Below are 18,826 nucleotides of genomic sequence, written 5' to 3' on the forward strand. Positions count from 1 at the left end.
ATGGCAATGGATTACATCGTGGACAAGCTGGGCGGCCGGATCGCGTTCGGCGGCGACTACAACCCGGAACAATGGCCCGAAGAGGTCTGGAAACACGACGTCGCCCTGATGAAGGAAGCCGGGGTGAACCTGGTTAGTGTCGGCATCTTCAGTTGGGCCCTTCTGGAGCCTGAGGAAGGACGGTACGAATTCGGCTGGCTCGACAGGATCCTGGACCTGCTCCACAGCAACGGCATCAGCGTGGACCTCGCGAACGCGAGTGCTTCTCCCCCGCCGTGGTTCAGCCGCAAGTACCCCGATTCACTCCCTGTGGATGCCGACGGCGTCCGGCAAAGTTACGGTTCGCGGCAGGCCTTCGCGGCGTGCTCGCCTGACTATCGCAGGGCGGCAGCAGCCCTGACGACGGCGATCGTGCAGCGCTACGCGGGGCACCCCGCCGTCGTGATGTGGCATGTCCACAACGAGTACGGCTGCCACAACCAACCGGACTTCGGCCCCCACGCCGAGCGTGGCTTCCGGGAATGGCTCCAGGCCAGGTACGGGGGCCTTGACGCGCTCAACGAGGCCTGGGGAACGGCCTTCTGGTCCCAGCATTACTACGACTGGGCCGAGATCCTGCCGCCGCGCCGCTCGGGAACGTGGGTGAACCCCACGCAGCAACTGGATTTCGCGAGGTTCTCTTCCGACGCCCTGCTTGAGTGCTTCAACGCAGAGGCAGACATCATCAGGGCACATTCGAAGCACCCGGTGACCACCAATTTCATGGGCTTCAACATGGGCCTGAACGCCCCTGTCGACTATTGGCGCTGGTCCGGACACATGGACGTCGTGTCCAATGACCACTATCTGATCGCCGCCGACGAACGCAACTTCCAGGATCTGGCCATGACGGCGGACCTCACGCGAGGCTGGGCTCAGGGCAAACCGTGGCTCCTGATGGAACACTCCACGTCGGCAGTCAACTGGCAACCCCGCAATGTGGCCAAAGCACCGGGCGAAATGCTGCGCAACTCCCTGCAGCACGTGGCCCGCGGAACCGATGGCGTGCTGTTCTTCCAATGGCGGGCCTCCCGCGCCGGGGCCGAAAAGTACCATTCCGGACTGGTCCCCCACGCCGGCCGCGACAGCAAAGTGTGGCGCGAAGTGGTGGAGCTGGGCCGTGCGCTCGAGAGCATTTCGGAGGTGGCCGGCTCAACGGTCCAGGCCGAAGCCTGCATCATCCACGACACCGACGCCCGCTGGGGCACCGAACTGGACTCGCACCCCAGCGAGGACGCCCGGAACCTCCCGGAAACGCGGCGCTGGCACGACGCCCTCTACCGGGCCGGAGTCACTACGGACATCAGGCAAAGCACCGATGACCTTTCCGGCTACAAACTGGTGATCGCGCCCATGCTGTACCTGGTCACGGATGAAGGGGCTGCGAAACTCCACGAGTATGTCGAGGCCGGCGGAACCCTGGTGATCACCTATTTCTCCGGAATCGTCGACCAGAACGACCACATCCGAATGGACCCTGTCAATGGCGGCGGCTATCCAGGGGCGTTCTCCGAGCTTCTCGGCGTGAGCATGGAGGAATTCTTCCCCCTGCGATCCGGCGACGCGGTCGGCTTGAGCCGCTTCGGCTCCGGGACGGTCTGGAGCGAGCTGGGTAAGGCAACCGCGGCGGAGGTTCTTGCCACGTTCGACGGCGGTGCAGCCACGGTCGGGTCCGGCGTCGGCGGCTCGCCGGCAGTGACCCGCCGAGCCGGATCCGCCGGACGCGGCGCCGCCTACTACGTGGCCACGAGTCTGGGCCGCGAGGGGCTTGCCGAACTGGTGCAGCTCCTCGCCTCGGACGCCGGGGTGGAGCCGGTCCTGGGTGTTCGGCCTCCGGAAGACGTGGAAATCGTCCGCAGGAGCAACGGCACCACGGACTGGACCTTCGTCATCAACCACAGTGCGCGGGACGCTGAGGTGGCGCTCGACGGCGTCGAGCTCCTGAGCGGGACACCCACCGGAGGTACGCTAAACCTTACTGCCGGAGGCGTCGCCGTCGTCGCCACTCCCGCCTAACCACCCTCCGTCCCTCCAGAAAGGCTCCGATGCTTCAGGCAGCCCGCCACACCGCCATTGTCGACGCCGTCCAGCGTGAACGGGTTGTCCGTGTATCGGATCTCGCGCAACTGCTGGGCGTCTCAGCCATGACCGTTCGGCGCGACATCGAGTCGCTCGAGGAGTCCGGACTTGTTGAGCGGATCCATGGCGGGGCCAAGATACCCGGCGATGCCCGGACTCACGAGCCCGGCTTCGAGCTCAAGTCCACCCAGCTGATCGAGGAAAAGCACGCGATCGCCGTCGAGGCCGCCACCCTGGTCCATGAGGGCATGGCCGTGGGCCTGAGCGCCGGAACCACCACCTACGAGCTCGCTAAGGTACTCCTGGAAGGGCCGCGGATCACGGTGGTGACGAACTCCATCAGGATTGCGGATCTCTTCCACAATGCCTCGGGTTCGCGGGAGGGTTTCCCGGTCATCGTGACCGGCGGCGAGCGCACGCCGTCGGACGCTTTGGTAGGTCCCATCGCGACGGCGGCGCTGAAGCAACTGCACCTGGACACCCTTTTCCTGGGCGTCCACGGCATGGATGCCGACGCGGGATTCACCACGCCCAACCTGCAGGAAGCCGAAACCAACAGGGCCTTCATCAGTGCGGCCCGCAACGTGGTGGTGTTGGCGGACCACAGCAAGTGGGGAACGGTGGGCATCGCCTCGATTGCCCAGTTGGAGGAAGCCGACGTACTCGTGACGGACTCGCACCTCGGCGAGGATGCCCGGCGCATCCTCGCCGACGGTGTCGGGAAGCTCAGGATCGCCTCGCCCTAGGGCGGGAACGCGCTATGGGCACCCGCACGATTGCCGGATGCGGAGCTGCGTGGGGAAGACCCTGTGCTGCGGGGGTTCGTTCCGGTTCTCGCCCACCAGTGCGGACACTGCGGCCTCTGCCATCTCCCACACGGGCTGCTCCACCGTGGTCAGGGCCGGCCAGCTGTATTCGGCCTCGATCGAACCGTCGAAGGACGCCACGGCGATATCGTCCGGAACGGACAAGCCAGCCTCGCGGATTGCCCGGAGGAGCCCGATTGCCTGCATATCGGAGCTGGCGAAGATCGCCGTCGGACGGTTGTCCGCGGCCAGGAGGCGTTGTCCGGCAGCATAGCCCCCGGGGCGGTCGAACCCGCCGCGGGCGAGCGGCCCGACCGGGAGTCCGGCAGCTTCGAGCGCCCGCTGCCAACCCTCCTCGCGCCCGTCAGCCTCGTTGTCCGCCGTGATGCCCATGGCGAGTCCGATGGTGGTGTGTCCGTGGCCGATCAAATGTTCCACGGCAAGGCGGGCACCGGCTTCAAGGTCCACGCCCACGCTGTTGAAACCAGGAGCGACCGAGGCATGGTTCAGCAGGACCGATCGGATTTCCGTGCCGAAAAGCTCCAGTAGATCGGGTTCGAACATGACGCTGGCCAGGACCACTCCATCAACCTGCCGGTCAGCGAGGTTGCGTATGTGGCGGCGTTCGGAGTCCAGGTTGTTGTCGGAATTCGTCAACAGCAGGGCATATCCGCGCTCGGCGGCCGCCACTTCCACCGCGTGTCCCAGCAGCGCCCAGAAGGGGTTGCTGGAGTCCGGAATCACGAGGCCGAGGGTTTGGTTGGAACCCATTTTGAGCGCACGCGCGGCGGCATTCGGCCGGTACCCCAGGATCCGGATGGCCTCCTGGACCTTCGCTTCCGTTGCCGGCGCCACCTTCTTGGGGCCGCCGTTCACCACATAGCTCACGACGGCGGTGCTCACCCCGGCGTACCGGGCCACGTCTTTGCGCGTCACCGGTCCGCGCGGGGTGTGCACTGCCGAAGTAGTCATTGGATCATGCTAGCTACAAAGCCTCCGGAGCATCGCCGAAATCGCGGATGGGAAGCCGCTCGCCGCCGCGGAGGGCGGACTCGTGGGCCACGACGCCGGGGAGCGTGAAGCGCGCCGCCACCCAGGCGTTGACCGGGGGAAGGCTTCGTTTGTTCACGGCCGTGACGAAGTCGTCCACGAGGAACTGGTGGCTGCCTTCGTGCCCGGTGGGAGCTCCCTCGAATTCAACCGGGAGCCGGCCGGCGTCGTGCACCGGAGCGAGGCCGGAGGTGAAGGCGCCGCGAAGTTCGGGTGCGACGTCCGCCAACGAGGGGTCGTCGGCCGACATGCTGGGCTTGGTCTCCACCTGGTCCGAGACGTCCAGGACCCCCTTCTTGTCCTGCCATAGCGTGGTGGTGGCCAGCTGTTCAAAGCTTGCCTCCGTGCCGAAGAAGCGGAAGCGCGATTCCCGGATGTGCGAGGGGTAGCCGACGCGGCGCATCTCGTTGGTGCGCATCACGCCGCCGTCGTTCATTTCGAACAGCGCAGTGGCGTTGGAGAAGTCATTGTCGAACATGCTGACTTCCTTGTCGAAGACGCCGTCGCCACGGTCGTCCTTGACGCCGATGCAGCTGACGCTCACGGCGTGGCCCGGTATGGCGCCCAGCACGCCTCCGATGGCGTGGGTGGGGTACAGCATGGGCGGGTAGCTGGCGGTTGCTTTCCAGTTTTCTCCGCCGCTGTACTGGTAGGCCTCGTAGAAGCCCAGGTCCATGTCGTGGACGTAGTCGCCTTCGGTGTAGAAGATGCGGCCGAACTTGCCGGCGGCGTGCTGCTTGCGGGCATAGACGGTGGAGGGGTTGTAGAAGCTGGTCTCTCCCATGGCATAGACAAGCTTGGTTTCACGCACGGCGTCGATGATTCCGGCGATCTGGTCCTCTGTGATTGCCATGGGAACGGCCGAATAGACGTGCTTCCCGGCGCGCAGCGCCTTGATCACCAGCGGCCCGTGCGTCCAGCGCTGCGTGAAGATAGCGACGGCGTCGACGTCGGAGGCCAGCAACTCGTCGAAACTGCCCATCGTGCCGTCGAGCCCCAGCTGTTCAACAGCTTTGGACGCGCGTTCAGGGAGCTCGTCCACTGCGTAGACCGCGGAAACCCCGGGGTGGAGCTTGAAGAGTTGGGCAAATTGGCCGCCGAACTGGCCGAGGCCTACTACTCCCATTGAAAACGTCATTGTTAGCCCTTCGATTCATGTGGGTGGCTTCAGAATGCCTTCGTCGCGCCGGGAGAGGCTCGACGAGGGACTCAGGCCAGTGAATCACTGGGATCTACTCGAGTCAACAAAAAGCAATAAATCCAAAATTATCGAACAAAACTTAACAATTTCACTTGACCCCTTCAGATCTACTCGTGTAGATTTCCATCAGTTGTAACTCACATCACAGTCAGGAAGGGTCGAAGATGACCACGCTCACCAAACATCCTGATCCGGAGCTCTCCGCTGCCGGCCGGTCGCGGAAGTTACGGAGATCGCAAAAAAGGGGAAAGCCCGGTGCAGGTTTCCGCGGCATCGGCGATCTCAAGATCGCGCTCCTCTTCATCGCCCCGGCGATGGTCGGCTTCGTGCTCTTCTACCTGGTGCCGACCATCCGCGGCATCTACCTGAGCTTCACCGAGTACAGCATCCTCGGGGACCCGGAATGGATAGGCGTCAAGAACTACCAACAGATCGCAAAGGATCCGCTCTTCTGGAACGCCCTCGGGGTCACGTCGGAATACGTCGTCATCAATATCGTGCTCCAGACGCTCCTGGCCCTCGGACTCGCAATCCTCATGCACCGGGTCGCCAAGTCAACCCTCATCCGCGGGGCACTTCTGCTTCCGTACCTCATGGCGAACGTCATCGCCGCACTTCTGTGGTTCTGGATGCTCGACTACCAGATCGGCATCGTCAACCAGTTCATTGAGTGGTTCGGGCTACCCCGCGTAGCCTTCTTCGGCAGCGAACAATGGGCTATCCCCACGCAGGCACTCATCAACACCTGGCGGCATATGGGTTACACCGCGCTGCTGATTTTCGCGGGGCTGCAAGCCATCCCCAACACGGTGTACGAAGCCGCCAGCATTGACGGGTCCAAGGCGGTCAGCACCTTCTGGCGGATCACCCTCCCGCTCCTGCGCCCCGTTCTCGCCCTGGTGCTCGTGGTGACCGTCATCGGTTCCTTCCAGGTCTTTGACACCGTTGCCGTCACCACCCAGGGCGGCCCCGTCAACGCAACCCGCGTGCTGCAGTACTACATCTACCAGCGCGCCTTCAACGAGCAAGACTTCGGCTATGGCTCGGCCCTCGCCGTGATCCTCTTCCTCATCCTCGCGATAGTCGCCTTCATCCAGATGAAGTTCCTGCGCGGCAACCAGTCGGACCTGGACTAAGGACACTCCATGACCACCATTTCCTCCCCCAAGGCGGGCACCCGTCGTCGTCCGTTCAACTGGCGCCGCACAAGCGCCTGGGTGCTGCTTGCCATCGCCATTGCCGTGAGCGTGCTGCCGTTCTATTGGGTTCTGCGTACGGCCTTCTCCACCAACGGATCCCTTGCCGCCAACTCGGCAAGCCTCCTCCCCGCCGATTTCAACCTAGGTGCTTTCAAGCGCGTCTTCGGCCTCCAGACCACCTCCGAAGCCATCGCCGAGGGCGGCTCCGGCGCCTCCATCAACTTTTGGCAATACCTGTTGAACTCCCTGCTCTTCTCGAGCATCACCACCGCGGGCGCCGTGTTCTTCAGTTCAATGGCTGCCTACGCCTTTGCCCGGCTGCGTTGGAAGGGCCGCGACGGCGTCTTCACGCTTTTCCTCGGCACCATGCTGGTCCCACCGATCTTCACCGCCCTGCCGAACTTCCTCCTCGTGAAAAACCTGGGCCTGCTCAACTCGATGCTCGGATTGGTCCTGCCCTATCTGTTCATGACCCCGTTCGCGATCTTCTTCATGCGCCAGTTCTTCCTCAACATGTCCCGCGAGGTGGAGGAAGCCGCAATGCTCGACGGCGCGAAGCACTGGCGGATCTTCTTCCAGATCGTCATGCCCAACGCGGCCGCCCCCATCGCGACCCTCGCCCTGCTCACCTTCATGGGCCAGTGGAACGAATACTTCTGGCCGCTCCTGGTCGGGACCTCCGAGGAATCGCGCGTGCTCACGGTGGGACTGGGCGTCTTCAAATCCCAGTCCCCGCAGGGCGCCCCGGACTGGTCCGGCCTGATGGCGGCAACCCTCATCTCCGCCCTTCCCGTCCTCATCCTGTTCGCGATCTTCGGCAAGAAGATCGTCAACTCGATCGGCTTCAGCGGCACCAAGTAGTCCCTCCTCCATCACGTCCCCAACGGGCCGGCTCATGCCGCGTGCCCAACCCTCCCCACCCGAAAGGTCCCACCATGAAAAAGAAACTACTCGGCGCCGTCGCCGCGGCCGCTGTGGCCACCCTGGCCCTCTCCGCCTGCGGGAGCGGAGGAGGCAGCAGTGCCGACTCTGCCAAGGGCGAGGTCAGCTATTGGCTCTGGGACGCGAACCAGCTTCCCGCCTACCAGCAGTGCGCGGATGACTTCCACAAGGCCAACCCGGACATCACGGTCAAGATCACCCAGACGGGCTGGGATGACTACTGGGGCAAGATCACCAACGGGATGGCCTCTGGAACCGCCCCCGACGTCTTCACCGACCACCTTTCCAAGTACCCGGAATTCATCAAGACCAAACAGCTCGTCGCACTCGATGACGCTGTGTCCAAGGACAAGGTGGACCTCGCCCAGTACAACGCTGGCCTCGCGGACCTCTGGGTGGGCCAAGACGGCAAGCGCTACGGCCTTCCGAAGGACTGGGACACTGTTGGCCTCTTCTATAACAAGAAGATGGCAGCCGACGCCGGCCTCTCGCCTGAGCAGATGGCCTCGCTGAGCTGGAACCCGCAGGACGGCGGAAGCTACGAGAAGGCGATCGCGCACCTCACCGTTGACAAGAACGGCAAGCGCGGCGACGAGCCCGGTTTCGACAAGAACAACGTCGCAGTGTTCGGGCTTGGGCTGCCCGGTTCCGACGCCGAAAACGCCGGACAGACCCAGTGGAGCTTCCTCTCAGCCACCACGGGCTGGAGCGCCACGGACAAGACCCCTTGGGGCTCGCACTTCAACTACGATGACAAGCGCGTCCAGGACACCATCGCCTGGTGGGCTTCACTGGCCCAGAAGGGCTACATGCCCAAGCTTGAGACCACAGTGGGGGCCAACGCACCTGACGCCTTCGGCGCCGGCAAGGCCGCCATCAACGCTAACGGCGACTGGATGATCGGCCAGTACAGCGGCTATAAGGGCATCGACCTGGGCATCGCCCCCACCCCGAAGGGCGTTGACGGCAAGAACGCCTCAATGTTCAACGGCTTGGCCGACTCCATCTGGGCCGGGACCAAGAAGAAGGACGCCTCCATCAAATGGGTAGAGTACCTCGGCTCCTCGGCCTGCCAGGACGTCGTAGCATCCAAGGCCGTTGTCTTCCCGGCAATCAAGACCTCCACCGACAAGGCCGCCGCCGCCTTCACGGCAAAGGGCATTGACGTCTCCGCCTTCACCCAGCACGTGAAGGACAAGTCCACCTTCCTGCTTCCGATTACCGACAACGCCGCCAAGGTATCGGGCATCATGAAGCCGGCCATGGACGCCGTTATCGCGGGCAAGGCACCGGCAAGCTCCCTCACTGCTGCCAACGACCAGGTCAACGCCCTCTTCTCGAAATAGTCCCTCGGCGAGAGCCCTTCAACGGCAGGGCTCCCGCTATCCTGATCAGCAACGCCGCAGCCCCCCAAACCGGTCCGGGCGCCGCCGCTTCACTCCTTTGACGGCGGCGCCCGGACTCTCCACTCCCTCGTAATGCACTCCCCCGACTCTCTGAAAGTGAACCAGCCCATGGACCCGCTCCACCTCCGTTCCGCCGGCACAAGCCTGGTGGTCAGTTTCGATAACGGAGAGGCCGAGGTCATCCATTGGGGTGCCGATCTTGGCAGCGCCCTCCCGGACCTCGCCATCCTGGGCGAACCCATCCCGCACTCCGCAGTCGACGCCAACGTACCGGCGGCGCTCCTCCCCCAAGGCTCCTCCGCCTGGCAGGGCCGCCCGGGCCTGCGCGGCCAGCGAATCGTCGACGGTGTCCCGGGACTGGACTTTTCGCTCCGGCTTCGCGTAGTGGATGTGCAGGCTGACGGCAGCTCCGCCGTCGCCTCTGCGGCGATTGTCCAGAAGGATCCCGACGCCGGAATCACCGTGACGTCCAGCCTCACCCTCCATCCCGGCGGCCTTCTCGAGCTGCGGCACACTGCCGTCAACGACGGCACGTCCCCCTTCCAGCTCGACGAACTGGCCACCGTCCTCCCGGTGGGGCCGGACGCCGTCGAACTCCTCGACCTCACCGGGCGCTGGTGCCGCGAACGGCACCCACAGCGCCGCGCCGTCCAACAAGGGACCTGGGTGCGGACGGGACGCCACGGGCGCACGGGGCACGATTCCTCGCTGCTTTTCGCGGCGGGTACCGCCGGATTCAGCAATCGCCACGGGAAGGTCTGGGCCACCCACCTGGCCTGGAGCGGCAACCACGAACAATTCGCCGACACCGTGGCCGATGGCCGTACCATGATCGGCGGCTCCGAGCTCCTGGGCCCGGCCGAAGTGGTGCTCCAGCCCGGCGAGGGCTACACCACGCCCGTTCTGTTTGCCGCCTACTCGGACCGCGGCCTGGACGGCATCAGCGAAGCCTTCTACAGCTGGTTCCGGTCCCGCCCGCACCACGTCCTTCCCGCTGCTTCCACGGGGCTCCCCGCCGGCAAGCCCCGCCCGGTGGTCCTGAACACCTGGGAAGCCGTGTACTTCGACCACAAGCTGGACACCCTGATCGAGCTCGCGGAGTCCGCCGCGGAACTGGGCGTTGAGCGCTTCGTGCTCGACGACGGCTGGTTCCGCGGGCGCCGTGACGACCACGCCGGCCTGGGCGATTGGTACGTCGACGAAACCCTTTGGCCCAATGGCCTGACGCCGCTCATCGAGGCCGTGAACTCGCACGGCATGGACTTCGGGCTCTGGGTGGAACCGGAAATGGTCAACCTGGATTCCGATGTTGCCCGGGCGCACCCCGACTGGATCGTGGGCCCCGCTGCGCTCTCCCACAAGAACGGCGGCCGCCTCCCCCTGGAATGGCGCCACCAGCACATCATCGACCTCGTCAACCCCGCGGCCTGGCAGTACGTGTTCGAACGGATCGACGCCCTGCTTGGGGAAAACAACATCAAGTATCTCAAATGGGACCAGAACCGGGACCTCAGCGAGCATGGCCATGCAGGCCGGGCATCCGTGCATGCGCAGACCCTTGCGGCCTACCGGCTCTTCGACGAGCTCCGCAAGGCCCACCCCGGTGTCGAGATCGAAAGCTGCTCTTCCGGCGGGGCCCGGGTGGACCTCGGCATCCTTGAGCGGACCGATCGTATCTGGGGATCGGACTGCAACGACGCCCTCGAGAGGCAGACCATCCAGCGCTGGACCGGCGTCGTGGTTCCACCGGAGCTGGTGGGCGGGCACATCGGACCCACCACCTCGCACACCACGGCCCGCACGCACGATCTCTCCTTCCGCGCCATCACCGCGATGTTCGGGCATTTCGGCATGGAATGGGATGTCCGCCAAGTGCAGGGCGCCGAACGCGAGGAACTCAAGCGCTTCATCGGCCTCTACAAGCAACACCGCGGGCTCATCCACAGCGGGCGGATGGTCCGTGCGGACGTCCCGGACGACTCGCTCATGCTGCACGGCGTGGTGTCCGACGACGGCGACGCTGGTTTGTTCGCCGTCGTCAGCACCCGGACGTCGTTCGCGGAACAACCCGGTCGCGTCGCTATTCCGGGCCTCGACCCCGAGCGGTCCTACTGGGTGCAAGCCATTTTCCCGGCCCCCGGCGATGCCGACTATGTCCGCACGTTCACCCAAGTGCAGCCGCCGGCATGGTTGCCATCCGGGGCCCAGGCGAGCGGCCGATTCCTTGCGGAGGTGGGGCTTCCGATGCCGGTCCTGAACCCGGAGCACGCGCTGCTGCTCAGCTGCACCGCGGTGTAGTTGCTATTTGGCGTTTTTTACGCTGTCCAGCGTCGCGGCGCAGCCGGGCAGCGTAAGAAACGCCGGACCGGCTCGGCGCACCGATAGATTGGGAGTCATGACTGAAGCTCCCACCGCCACCGAAGCCGGTCGCGGCACCATCCTCGTCCTCAATGGCCCCAACCTGAACCTGCTGGGCACGCGCGAGCCGGAAAAGTACGGCACTTCCACGTTGGCCGACGTCGAACAGCTCGCCATGGCGGCCGCCGTGGCCAACGGCTTCACAGTGGACTGCGTCCAGTCCAACCATGAGGGCGACCTCCTGGACGCCATACACGGAGCCCGCGGAACCGCCGTCGGGATCGTCATCAACGCTGGTGCCTACACACATACTTCCGTGGCACTGCGGGACGCCCTTGCAGCAGTGCAGCTTCCCGCCGTCGAGGTCCACATCACCAATGTGCACCAGCGCGAGGAATTCCGGCACCACTCCTACCTGTCGCCGGTGTGCTCCGCAGTGATCGTGGGCGCAGGAGTCCAGGGCTACAAGCTGGCCATCGACTACCTCGCCACCGCGGTCTAGATCCTCGGACGGAGCAGGGTTCCCTCGTGGACAGGGCTATTTCTTGGTGCACTGGCCCGACGACACCGCATCACTCAGGGATGGTGCTTGCTTGGCCACTGGCGAGAGCTCGTCCATGGTGAGGGCATAGCCAACTGCCACATCGGAAGTGGTCTTGGCGAAGACCACGCCGGCAACCTGCCCCTGGGTCGTCAGCAGCGGACCGCCCGAATTGCCCGGCTGCACGTCTCCGGCGAGCTTGTAGACCTGTTCCGGGGACGGGTTGTTGCCATAAATGTCCGGGACCAGCAGGGTCGAGATGCCCTCCACCGCGGCCGGCTTGGACTGGAACGGACCACCGTGGGGGTAGCCTGCGAAGGCCGCCGGCGAACCAGCCGGAAGGTCGGCGCTCAATTGGAGCGGCGCCGTCGGGAGACCGTCGACGGCGACCACGGCCAGATCGCGTTGGCTGTCGAAGTAGACCACTCGACCAGGCAACGCACCGCCGTCGGGGATTTCCACTACAGGCTGCGACACGCCCGCCACGACGTGCGCGTTGGTCACCACGCGGCCGGGGGAAACCACAAAGCCGGAACCCGTCTGGTTTTGGCCGCATTGGTAAGCGGTACCGGCAATCTTCAGCACGGATTGGGCCGCATTGTTGAGCGCGGGAGTGTCCGTGCTGGTGTTCGGAACGGGCACAGGAGCCACGGGGCCGATGCCCTCGATGAGCTGCGGAATGCCGTTGCCCATGACCGTGGAACGCAGTTGCGCCACGCTGGCTTTGACGGGTGTGGGCGTCATGGTGTCGATGAAGCGGATCACCTTGGAGTCGGCCAGCTGCTGCGAAACGAAGGGCACACCCAGAGAGCCGATACTGAACGCCAACATGGACATGACCAGTGCGGCAACAATCAAGCTGACGAAACCACCCAACACGCGGTCAAGTGCGTGCAATGGCTGGATGCGCACGGCTTTGCGGACCCTCTGGCCGATCCAGGTACCAAGCCCGTGCCCCAGGACAATGAGCACCACGGCGGAGCCGATAATGGCGGTCAGCCTCCAGCCACTGTCCTTCACCCAGTCGCCGACGAGCGGGACCGCAATAAAGGCAGCCGCTGCTCCGACTGCGAAGCCTGCGATTCCTCCGAGCGTCACGAAGAAGCCGTTGCGCAGTCCGTAGATCAGGTAGGAGAGAAGCGTCAAAATCAACGCCAGGTCCAATATGGTCAAGCCGAACACCAAAGCTCCTCACAGCCGAGTAAGCCCCAATTGTAGTTGCACAGACTGACAGCTTCCCTTCGGAAGCAAGCTGCCGTCCAGATCGCACAGCCGCCGCCCGGCAGGGCATTCCCGGCCGATCGAGGCGCGGATTTGGGGCTACTCCGCGTGATTTAGGGCGTTTCGGCTGCCAAGTACGTCACAGAGGCGACAAAATTCTGAAACAATGGCTGAAGCGCCCCAGCCGAACTTTTACTCAGGAGATTTCATGGATATCGAGGTATTGCGCCGCGCACCCCTCTTCGCCACCCTTGACGACGACGCTTTCCGTCTGCTGACGGACGAACTCACAGAGGTGGACCTTTCACGCGGAGCGTCCGTTTTCCGCGAGGGCGATCAGGGTGACCAGCTCTACTTCATCGTGTCCGGCAAGGTTAAGCTCGGCCGCACCTCTCCGGACGGCCGCGAATCCCTCCTGGCCATCCTCGGCCCGGGCGAGCTCTTCGGCGAGATGGCCCTGTTCGACCCCAGCCCGCGCACCGCGACAGCCACGGCCGTTTCCGAGACCCGCCTGGCAGGCCTGAAGAACGAAAGCCTCAACGCCCTGCTGCGCACTCGGCCCGAGGTGTCGGCACAATTGCTGCAGGCCCTAGCCCGCCGCCTGCGCCGCACCAACGATTCCCTGTCCGACCTCGTGTTCTCAGACGTCCCGGGCCGTGTCGCCAAGGCCTTGCTGGACCTCGCGGACCGCTTCGGCCGGCCCGCGACCGACGGCGTCCTGGTGGCCCACGAACTCACTCAGGAAGAATTGGCCCAGCTGGTCGGAGCCTCCCGCGAGACGGTCAACAAGGCCCTTGCCGAGTTCGTTCAGCGCGGTTGGCTCCGTCTGGAGGCCCGCGCAGTAGTCATCCTGGACATGCAGCGCCTCCGCCAGCGCTCCCGGTAATTTCTGCGACACAGAAAATGCCTGGCGACTCCGGAATTCCGGGGTCGCCAGGCATTTTTCGTATCGCCGGCGTCGTCCGTCGCCGGTCCCGCTCCTACTCAGCGCTCCCGCTGCGGCTCCCCCGAAACCGTCCGGGCAGCTTCGACTTCGAGCATGAGTGCGCCATCCTCTTCGACGAGCCGCGGCTGGTACATGTGTGGCTTCCGTTTGTAGCTGAGGTACGCAATGCAGCCTTGGGCAGCGGCCATCTTCTCGAGGATGATCTCCGAACCCGGCACCAGCAATTGGCCCAGTGGCAAGCCAACCGTGTTTTCCTGGCCGATTTCGTCCCCAAGCGCAGTGGTTTCGCGATCGGCCATGAGTTTGGAAACGCACACCCAACGCCCCCAGACACCCTTGCTGGCCAGCAGCGAGGGCTGTTGGTTAACCGGAAGGGTTGCCGCGAAGTAGCGGGTGTTGAAGCGACGGTGCGCGAAGTCCGGGCTGAGCCAGTTGACGAGTGGCTTGAGCAGGTCCGTCCGAAGGGACAGGCCACGCTTGGCAAGGACATCCGTGAAGGACTTGTCCTGCGCTGCTACGGCCTCGCGGGCCTTCATCCACTCGGGAGTGGAGGTCGCCTCCACTGTGGAGGACAGGTCAGGGCCGGCCAGAAGCACACCGGTTTCCTCGAACAGCTCGCGGATGGCGCCCACCACGTGGCGGCGGGCAAGTCCGACGTCGGCGGTCCCTAGCGTCTCAGCCCAATGCTGAGGCGACGGGCCGAGCCAACCGAGGGCGTCGTCGTCGGTGGGTTCCAGCGATCCGCCGGGAAACGCGACAACGCCCAGCGGCGAGGAACCGGGACGGTAACCCATCCACGTTTCCAGGCCGCTAGGCGAATCGCGGAGCAGGACAACAGATGATGCAAAACGCGCGGCGCGGGGGGCCCGTTCGCCGAGCTCAAGCCAATTCCGTGCAGCCCCTTCTAGTTCAGGGGGTAACGCAAACAGGCGTCGGGCTAGTTGTGGCAATTGAGTGAACCGGTTCCTTAGCTGAATTCAGCGATCAACTCGACCTCGACGGGAGAGTCGAGCGGAAGGACCGCAACGCCGACGGCGGAACGCGCGTGCTGCCCTTTGTCGCCGAAGACACGCCCGAGGAGCTCGGATGCACCATTGATTACACCGGGCTGGCCGGTGAAGGAGGTATCGGAGGCCACGAAGCCCACGACCTTCACGATGCGCGTGATGCGGTCGAGGTCCCCGATGACACTCTTGACGGCAGCCAAGGCATTGACTGCGCAGACGGCTGCATACATCTGCGCGTCTTCCGGAGACACCGTGGGCTCTTCCGAAAGGCCCTCTTCACCGCTGGAGACTTTGCCCGTAGCTTCGAGTTTGCCGTTAATGAAGGGCAGCTGTCCGGAGGTGTAGACGTGGTTGCCGGAGACGATGGCCGGAACATAGGCGGCCACCGGAGCTGCGACAGCCGGCAGGGTCAGTCCCAGTTCGGCAAGGCGCTGCTCGACGGCGGATGCCGGAGCTGTGGAATCCGCGCCAACGGCGGCTTCTGCGGGGGTTGTCATTGTTATTGCTTCTCCCTCTTCAAGTATGCAACAAGTCCGTTTCCGTCGGGTCCGGGGACAACCTGGACGAGCTCCCAGCCGTCCTCTCCCCACTGGTCCAGAATCTGCTTTGTGGCGTGAATGATGAGCGGAATCGTCGCGTACTCCCATTTGGTCATGAAAGAAAGACTAGCCCTTGCCGGTAAAGTGGTGAACATGGTGACTCGTAGGAACCCTCTATTCGACACTGCCACCACTCTTGGAAAGATCCTCGGATTCCTCGGTGTGAGCGCTATTTGTGGTGTCCTGGTGGCGGGCTTGCTCGTTCCCGCGGCCGCCGTTTCAGGCAGTGCGGCGAGTGGGTCCATTCAGTTCTTTGACACGCTGCCGGCGGAGCTTCAGGTGAACCCGCCCAGCCAGGCCACCACCATCCTCGCCGCGGATGGCAGCCAGATCGCCTCCATCTACTCCGAGAACCGCACGCGGGTCTCGCTCGACCAGATGAGTCCCTTTATCAAGGACGCGATCGTCTCGGTTGAGGACAGCCGTTTCTATGAGCACGGCGGCATCGACGCCACCGGCATCATGCGCGCCATCGTCAGCACAGCGCGCGGAAAACAGCAGGGTGCCTCCACCATCACACAGCAGTACGTGAACAACGTCATCAACGAGTCCCTCGTTTCCCAGGACAAGGCTTCCGACGTCAAGCTCAACGGCGTCAACAAGGGCGTCGGCGACAAACTCCGCGAAATGAAGCTGGCCATCGCGCTGGAGAAGAAGTTCTCCAAGCAGCAGATCCTTGAGGGTTACCTCAACATCGTCTTCTTCAATAAAGATGCTTACGGTATCGAGGCCGCCTCAAGGCTGTTCTTCAGCACCAGCGCCAAGGACCTCACCTTGCCGCAGGCCGCATTGCTGGCCGGCGTGGTCAACAGCCCGTCCTACTACGACCCGGTGACTAACCCGGACCACGCGAAACAGCGCCGCGACCTCGTGCTGGGCCTCATGCTGGACCAGGGAAAGATCAAGAAGGCTGACTATGACGCCGCCATCGCGACGCCGGTGACCACCAAGGTCACCCAGCCTCGCCAAGGCTGCGCATATGCCGCTACCGCCCCGTATTTCTGTGACTACGTACTTCACTTGCTCCTGAACAACCCGGCGTACGGCGCCACCCCGGTCGAGCGCGCCAACCGCGTCGCACGAGGTGGCCTGACTATCCAGACCACACTGGATCCCAAAGCCCAGAGCGTTGCCCAAAGCCAGGTTGATGCCACTACGGGGGCCAACCCGGATAAGTGGGGCGCCACGATCGTCTCGGTCCAGCCTGGCAGCGGAAAGATCGTATCCATGGCCCAGAACACCGTGTGGCTACCCGCACCGGGGAAGTTCGACCAGACGCAAAATTTCAACGTAGATGTGGTCGATCCACAGGGCAACGACCTTAACGGTTTGGGCGGATTCCAGCCCGGCTCTACCATGAAGCCCTTCACATTTGCCGAATGGCTCAATGAAGGCAAATCGATGAACACCACCATCAATGCGACTGTCCGCAAGTATCCGCAGAATTTCCCCTGGCGGAACACCTGCCCGACCCCTGAAAATGGCTTCTACGACGCCAACGTCACAGGGAGTTACGACCTCCAGAACTCCGATGACACCCACTACCGCTCGATGACGGTTCTTTACGGTCTGATGAACTCGATCAACACCGCGACCTTCGCCTCTGCATCGCAACTGGACCTTTGCGGCATCCAGAAGATTGTCGACGCAGTGGGCATCCACGGGGGAAACCCTGCACGCGACAAGTCCGGGGCGGTCACCGATGCCAATCCGAAGGTTCCCATGACGACGCTGGGTAACCTGATCGGTTCAACGCAGACCGCGCCGCTCACTATGGCTAGTGCCATGGCAACGTTCTCCAACAACGGCAAATACTGCGAGCCCATCGCTGTCACTTCCGTGACGGACCAGACAGGCGCAAAGCTTCCCGCCCAGTCCCCGAACTGCCGCGACGCAGTCTCTCCGGAGGTTGCCCACGGTGTTGCTTATGCCATGCAGGAGGTGCTTAACCAGGGTTCCGGTTCGCTGATCCAGCCCAGGATTTCCACCAAGACCAGTTTCCCGATCGCGGCCAAAACCGGAACCAATGACAGCAACGGCTCCACCTGGGTTGTTGGCTACACTTCCGGCCTCGCGACGGCCAGCTGGTTCGGCGATCCGCTGGGCGGCCAAACCCGCTTCGGCCGTAATATCACCGTAAACGGGAAGTTCTATCCCAGCATCGACGGTTACATGATCGCCGGCCCGCAGTTCTCCAACTACATGTCCCAGGTTGCTCCCGCTTATGGAACCAACCCGTTCCCGGCACCGCCGTCGAACCTGCTCGATCCGCCAGGGTACAAGCCGTCGACGCCGAGCAACAACACTCCGGGCAACACGACTCCGAACACTCAACCGAGCACTCAGCCGAGCGACAATGGAAAAAAGAATGGCTAACGGCCCCAAGCCCGCCATGGAATCGCTGGCAAGCCGCGTCCGAAGCATCGGACGCGGCTTTGCCGTAGCTGCAGGTGCGGGCGCAACTGCGGGCGTTGCCGGCTTCGCTTACGGCCTCTGGGAAAAGAACCAGTTCGTGCTCCGGGAGGAGACCGTTCCCATCCTGCCCGAAGGCTCGGCTCCCCTCCGGGTGCTGCACATAAGCGACATTCATTTCGTACCAAGCCAACGCAAAAAGGCCGAATGGTTGCGTTCGCTCGCGGCGCTTGAACCTGACCTCGTGGTGAACACGGGTGACAATCTCAGCCACCCCCACGCTGTCGTTCCGCTCTTGGATGCATTGCGGCCCCTGTTGAAGTTCCCGGGCGTCTTCGTCCCGGGCTCCAACGACTATTACGCCCCGCGGTTCAAGAACCCGGCCACCTATTTCCTCGGCCCTTCGCGGGTCAAGAACAATCCGGTCGAGCTCGATTGGCCGCGCCTTCGTTCGGGATTCGGGATGTCGGGCTGGATCGACCTCACCAACAGGCACCAGTCCCTGCCCATCAACGGAATCCGTTTCGATTTCTCCGGAGTGGACGACCCCCATCTGAATCGGGAACGCTACACCGGCTGGCCGCGCGGCACCGCCGGACAGGACTCCCGCCCACACCTGCGCGTAGCCGTCATCCACGCCCCCTACCAACGGGTCCTGGACCATTTCACGAACGACTCCGCAGATCTCATCCTCGCCGGACACACGCACGGCGGCCAGATCTGCATCCCCGGTTACGGTGCTTTGGTTGCCAATTGCGATCTCCCCACCTGGCGTGCCAAAGGCCTGCATGACTGGGAAAACAACGGACGCACGACGCCGGTCAACGTCTCGGGGGGCATCGGCACCTCACGCTTCGCCCCGGTCCGGATCGCGTGCAAGCCGGAAGCCGTGCTGCTGACACTGACGGCACGCCAATAGCCGGCCCCTCAACTGGACATGCCCATCCGGCAACACCAAAGATGGACATGTCCACCCCGGGGAGGGGCGGTTCCGAATACCTCGTATCACGGAACGCAATG

Annotated in this window: 16 protein-coding genes; 10 read left to right on the top strand and 6 right to left on the bottom strand. The window is 63.8% G+C overall.

The features are described from left to right. On the top strand, positions 1-2,055 hold the full coding sequence (locus ABEA18_RS09185; RefSeq protein WP_345449041.1) for a beta-galactosidase: 2,055 nt from the start codon (positions 1-3) through the stop codon (positions 2,053-2,055). Positions 2,056-2,084: 29 nt separating this feature from the next. After that, the gene (locus ABEA18_RS09190; RefSeq protein ID WP_345449042.1) at positions 2,085-2,864 is read left to right on the top strand and encodes a DeoR/GlpR family DNA-binding transcription regulator; all 780 of its coding nucleotides are present in this window, start codon (positions 2,085-2,087) and stop codon (positions 2,862-2,864) included. A gap of 12 nt (positions 2,865-2,876) precedes the next feature. Here the strand turns inward: ABEA18_RS09190 and ABEA18_RS09195 are convergent, their stop codons facing one another. Then, positions 2,877-3,896 (bottom strand): LacI family DNA-binding transcriptional regulator, encoded by a 1,020-nt coding sequence (locus ABEA18_RS09195; RefSeq protein WP_345449043.1) that lies wholly within the window; start codon positions 3,894-3,896, stop codon positions 2,877-2,879. A 13-nt stretch (positions 3,897-3,909) separates the two neighbouring features. Continuing rightward, complete coding sequence (locus ABEA18_RS09200) at positions 3,910-5,112, bottom strand: Gfo/Idh/MocA family protein (RefSeq protein WP_345449044.1); 1,203 nt, start codon at positions 5,110-5,112, stop codon at positions 3,910-3,912. 227 nt (positions 5,113-5,339) lie between these two features. Here ABEA18_RS09200 and ABEA18_RS09205 point away from each other — a divergent pair, with 227 nt between their 5' ends. The 5 genes from ABEA18_RS09205 (at position 5,340) to aroQ (ending at position 11,582) form a co-directional block, all read left to right on the top strand. Beyond that, positions 5,340-6,311 (top strand): carbohydrate ABC transporter permease, encoded by a 972-nt coding sequence (locus ABEA18_RS09205; protein ID WP_425550501.1) that lies wholly within the window; start codon positions 5,340-5,342, stop codon positions 6,309-6,311. A 9-nt stretch (positions 6,312-6,320) separates the two neighbouring features. Next, a complete protein-coding gene (locus ABEA18_RS09210; RefSeq protein WP_345449045.1) occupies positions 6,321-7,235 on the top strand; it encodes a carbohydrate ABC transporter permease in 915 nt (304 codons plus the stop codon). 74 nt (positions 7,236-7,309) lie between these two features. Then, a complete protein-coding gene (locus tag ABEA18_RS09215; protein ID WP_345449046.1) occupies positions 7,310-8,662 on the top strand; it encodes an ABC transporter substrate-binding protein in 1,353 nt (450 codons plus the stop codon). 168 nt (positions 8,663-8,830) lie between these two features. Next, positions 8,831-11,020: an alpha-galactosidase gene (locus ABEA18_RS09220; RefSeq protein WP_345449086.1), complete on the top strand. Its 2,190-nt coding sequence runs from the start codon at positions 8,831-8,833 to the stop codon at positions 11,018-11,020. 97 nt (positions 11,021-11,117) lie between these two features. Beyond that, positions 11,118-11,582: a type II 3-dehydroquinate dehydratase gene (gene aroQ / locus ABEA18_RS09225; RefSeq protein ID WP_345449047.1), complete on the top strand. Its 465-nt coding sequence runs from the start codon at positions 11,118-11,120 to the stop codon at positions 11,580-11,582. A 36-nt stretch (positions 11,583-11,618) separates the two neighbouring features. Here aroQ and ABEA18_RS09230 read toward each other — a convergent pair whose 3' ends face one another. Next, positions 11,619-12,803: a MarP family serine protease gene (locus ABEA18_RS09230; RefSeq protein WP_345449048.1), complete on the bottom strand. Its 1,185-nt coding sequence runs from the start codon at positions 12,801-12,803 to the stop codon at positions 11,619-11,621. Between the two features lie 247 nt (positions 12,804-13,050). On the opposite strand from ABEA18_RS09230, the gene ABEA18_RS09235 reads away from it, so the two are divergent. Then, positions 13,051-13,728 carry a Crp/Fnr family transcriptional regulator gene (locus ABEA18_RS09235; RefSeq protein WP_011775987.1) on the top strand — a complete coding sequence of 226 codons (678 nt, stop codon included), beginning with the start codon at positions 13,051-13,053 and terminating at the stop codon, positions 13,726-13,728. Between the two features lie 98 nt (positions 13,729-13,826). Here the strand turns inward: ABEA18_RS09235 and ABEA18_RS09240 are convergent, their stop codons facing one another. The 3 genes from ABEA18_RS09240 to sp36 are packed head-to-tail and all read right to left on the bottom strand — an operon-like array spanning position 13,827 to position 15,450. Then, on the bottom strand, positions 13,827-14,738 hold the full coding sequence (locus ABEA18_RS09240; RefSeq protein ID WP_345449049.1) for an NUDIX hydrolase: 912 nt from the start codon (positions 14,736-14,738) through the stop codon (positions 13,827-13,829). A gap of 17 nt (positions 14,739-14,755) precedes the next feature. Then, positions 14,756-15,292: a RidA family protein gene (locus ABEA18_RS09245; RefSeq protein WP_345449050.1), complete on the bottom strand. Its 537-nt coding sequence runs from the start codon at positions 15,290-15,292 to the stop codon at positions 14,756-14,758. 2 nt (positions 15,293-15,294) lie between these two features. Next, on the bottom strand, positions 15,295-15,450 hold the full coding sequence (gene sp36 / locus ABEA18_RS09250; protein ID WP_009359196.1) for a Sp36 family protein: 156 nt from the start codon (positions 15,448-15,450) through the stop codon (positions 15,295-15,297). Between sp36 and ABEA18_RS09255 the strand changes: the two genes are divergently transcribed. Further along, positions 15,449-17,770, top strand: coding sequence for a transglycosylase domain-containing protein (locus tag ABEA18_RS09255; protein ID WP_345449051.1), 2,322 nt, complete (start codon positions 15,449-15,451; stop codon positions 17,768-17,770). The two genes, sp36 and ABEA18_RS09255, sit on opposite strands and share 2 nt — an antisense overlap. Then, positions 17,763-18,725: a metallophosphoesterase gene (locus tag ABEA18_RS09260; protein WP_345449052.1), complete on the top strand. Its 963-nt coding sequence runs from the start codon at positions 17,763-17,765 to the stop codon at positions 18,723-18,725. The genes ABEA18_RS09255 and ABEA18_RS09260 overlap by 8 nt, the downstream gene beginning before the upstream one ends. The last annotated feature ends 101 nt before the right edge of the window (positions 18,726-18,826 follow it).

This window comes from Arthrobacter gyeryongensis, assembly GCF_039543785.1.
Classification (GTDB): Bacteria; Actinomycetota; Actinomycetes; order Actinomycetales; family Micrococcaceae; genus Arthrobacter; species Arthrobacter gyeryongensis.

Coding starts and splice junctions, on each gene's coding strand:
- ABEA18_RS09185 (WP_345449041.1), top strand. CDS start 1: ATGGCAATGGATTACATCGTGGACAAGCTGGGCGGCCGGATCGCGTTC.
- ABEA18_RS09190 (WP_345449042.1), top strand. CDS start 2,085: ATGCTTCAGGCAGCCCGCCACACCGCCATTGTCGACGCCGTCCAGCGT.
- ABEA18_RS09195 (WP_345449043.1), bottom strand. CDS start 3,896: ATGACTACTTCGGCAGTGCACACCCCGCGCGGACCGGTGACGCGCAAA.
- ABEA18_RS09200 (WP_345449044.1), bottom strand. CDS start 5,112: ATGACGTTTTCAATGGGAGTAGTAGGCCTCGGCCAGTTCGGCGGCCAA.
- ABEA18_RS09205 (WP_425550501.1), top strand. CDS start 5,340: ATGACCACGCTCACCAAACATCCTGATCCGGAGCTCTCCGCTGCCGGC.
- ABEA18_RS09210 (WP_345449045.1), top strand. CDS start 6,321: ATGACCACCATTTCCTCCCCCAAGGCGGGCACCCGTCGTCGTCCGTTC.
- ABEA18_RS09215 (WP_345449046.1), top strand. CDS start 7,310: ATGAAAAAGAAACTACTCGGCGCCGTCGCCGCGGCCGCTGTGGCCACC.
- ABEA18_RS09220 (WP_345449086.1), top strand. CDS start 8,831: ATGGACCCGCTCCACCTCCGTTCCGCCGGCACAAGCCTGGTGGTCAGT.
- aroQ (WP_345449047.1), top strand. CDS start 11,118: ATGACTGAAGCTCCCACCGCCACCGAAGCCGGTCGCGGCACCATCCTC.
- ABEA18_RS09235 (WP_011775987.1), top strand. CDS start 13,051: ATGGATATCGAGGTATTGCGCCGCGCACCCCTCTTCGCCACCCTTGAC.
- ABEA18_RS09245 (WP_345449050.1), bottom strand. CDS start 15,292: ATGACAACCCCCGCAGAAGCCGCCGTTGGCGCGGATTCCACAGCTCCG.
- ABEA18_RS09255 (WP_345449051.1), top strand. CDS start 15,449: ATGAAAGAAAGACTAGCCCTTGCCGGTAAAGTGGTGAACATGGTGACT.
- sp36 (WP_009359196.1), bottom strand. CDS start 15,450: ATGACCAAATGGGAGTACGCGACGATTCCGCTCATCATTCACGCCACA.
- ABEA18_RS09260 (WP_345449052.1), top strand. CDS start 17,763: ATGGCTAACGGCCCCAAGCCCGCCATGGAATCGCTGGCAAGCCGCGTC.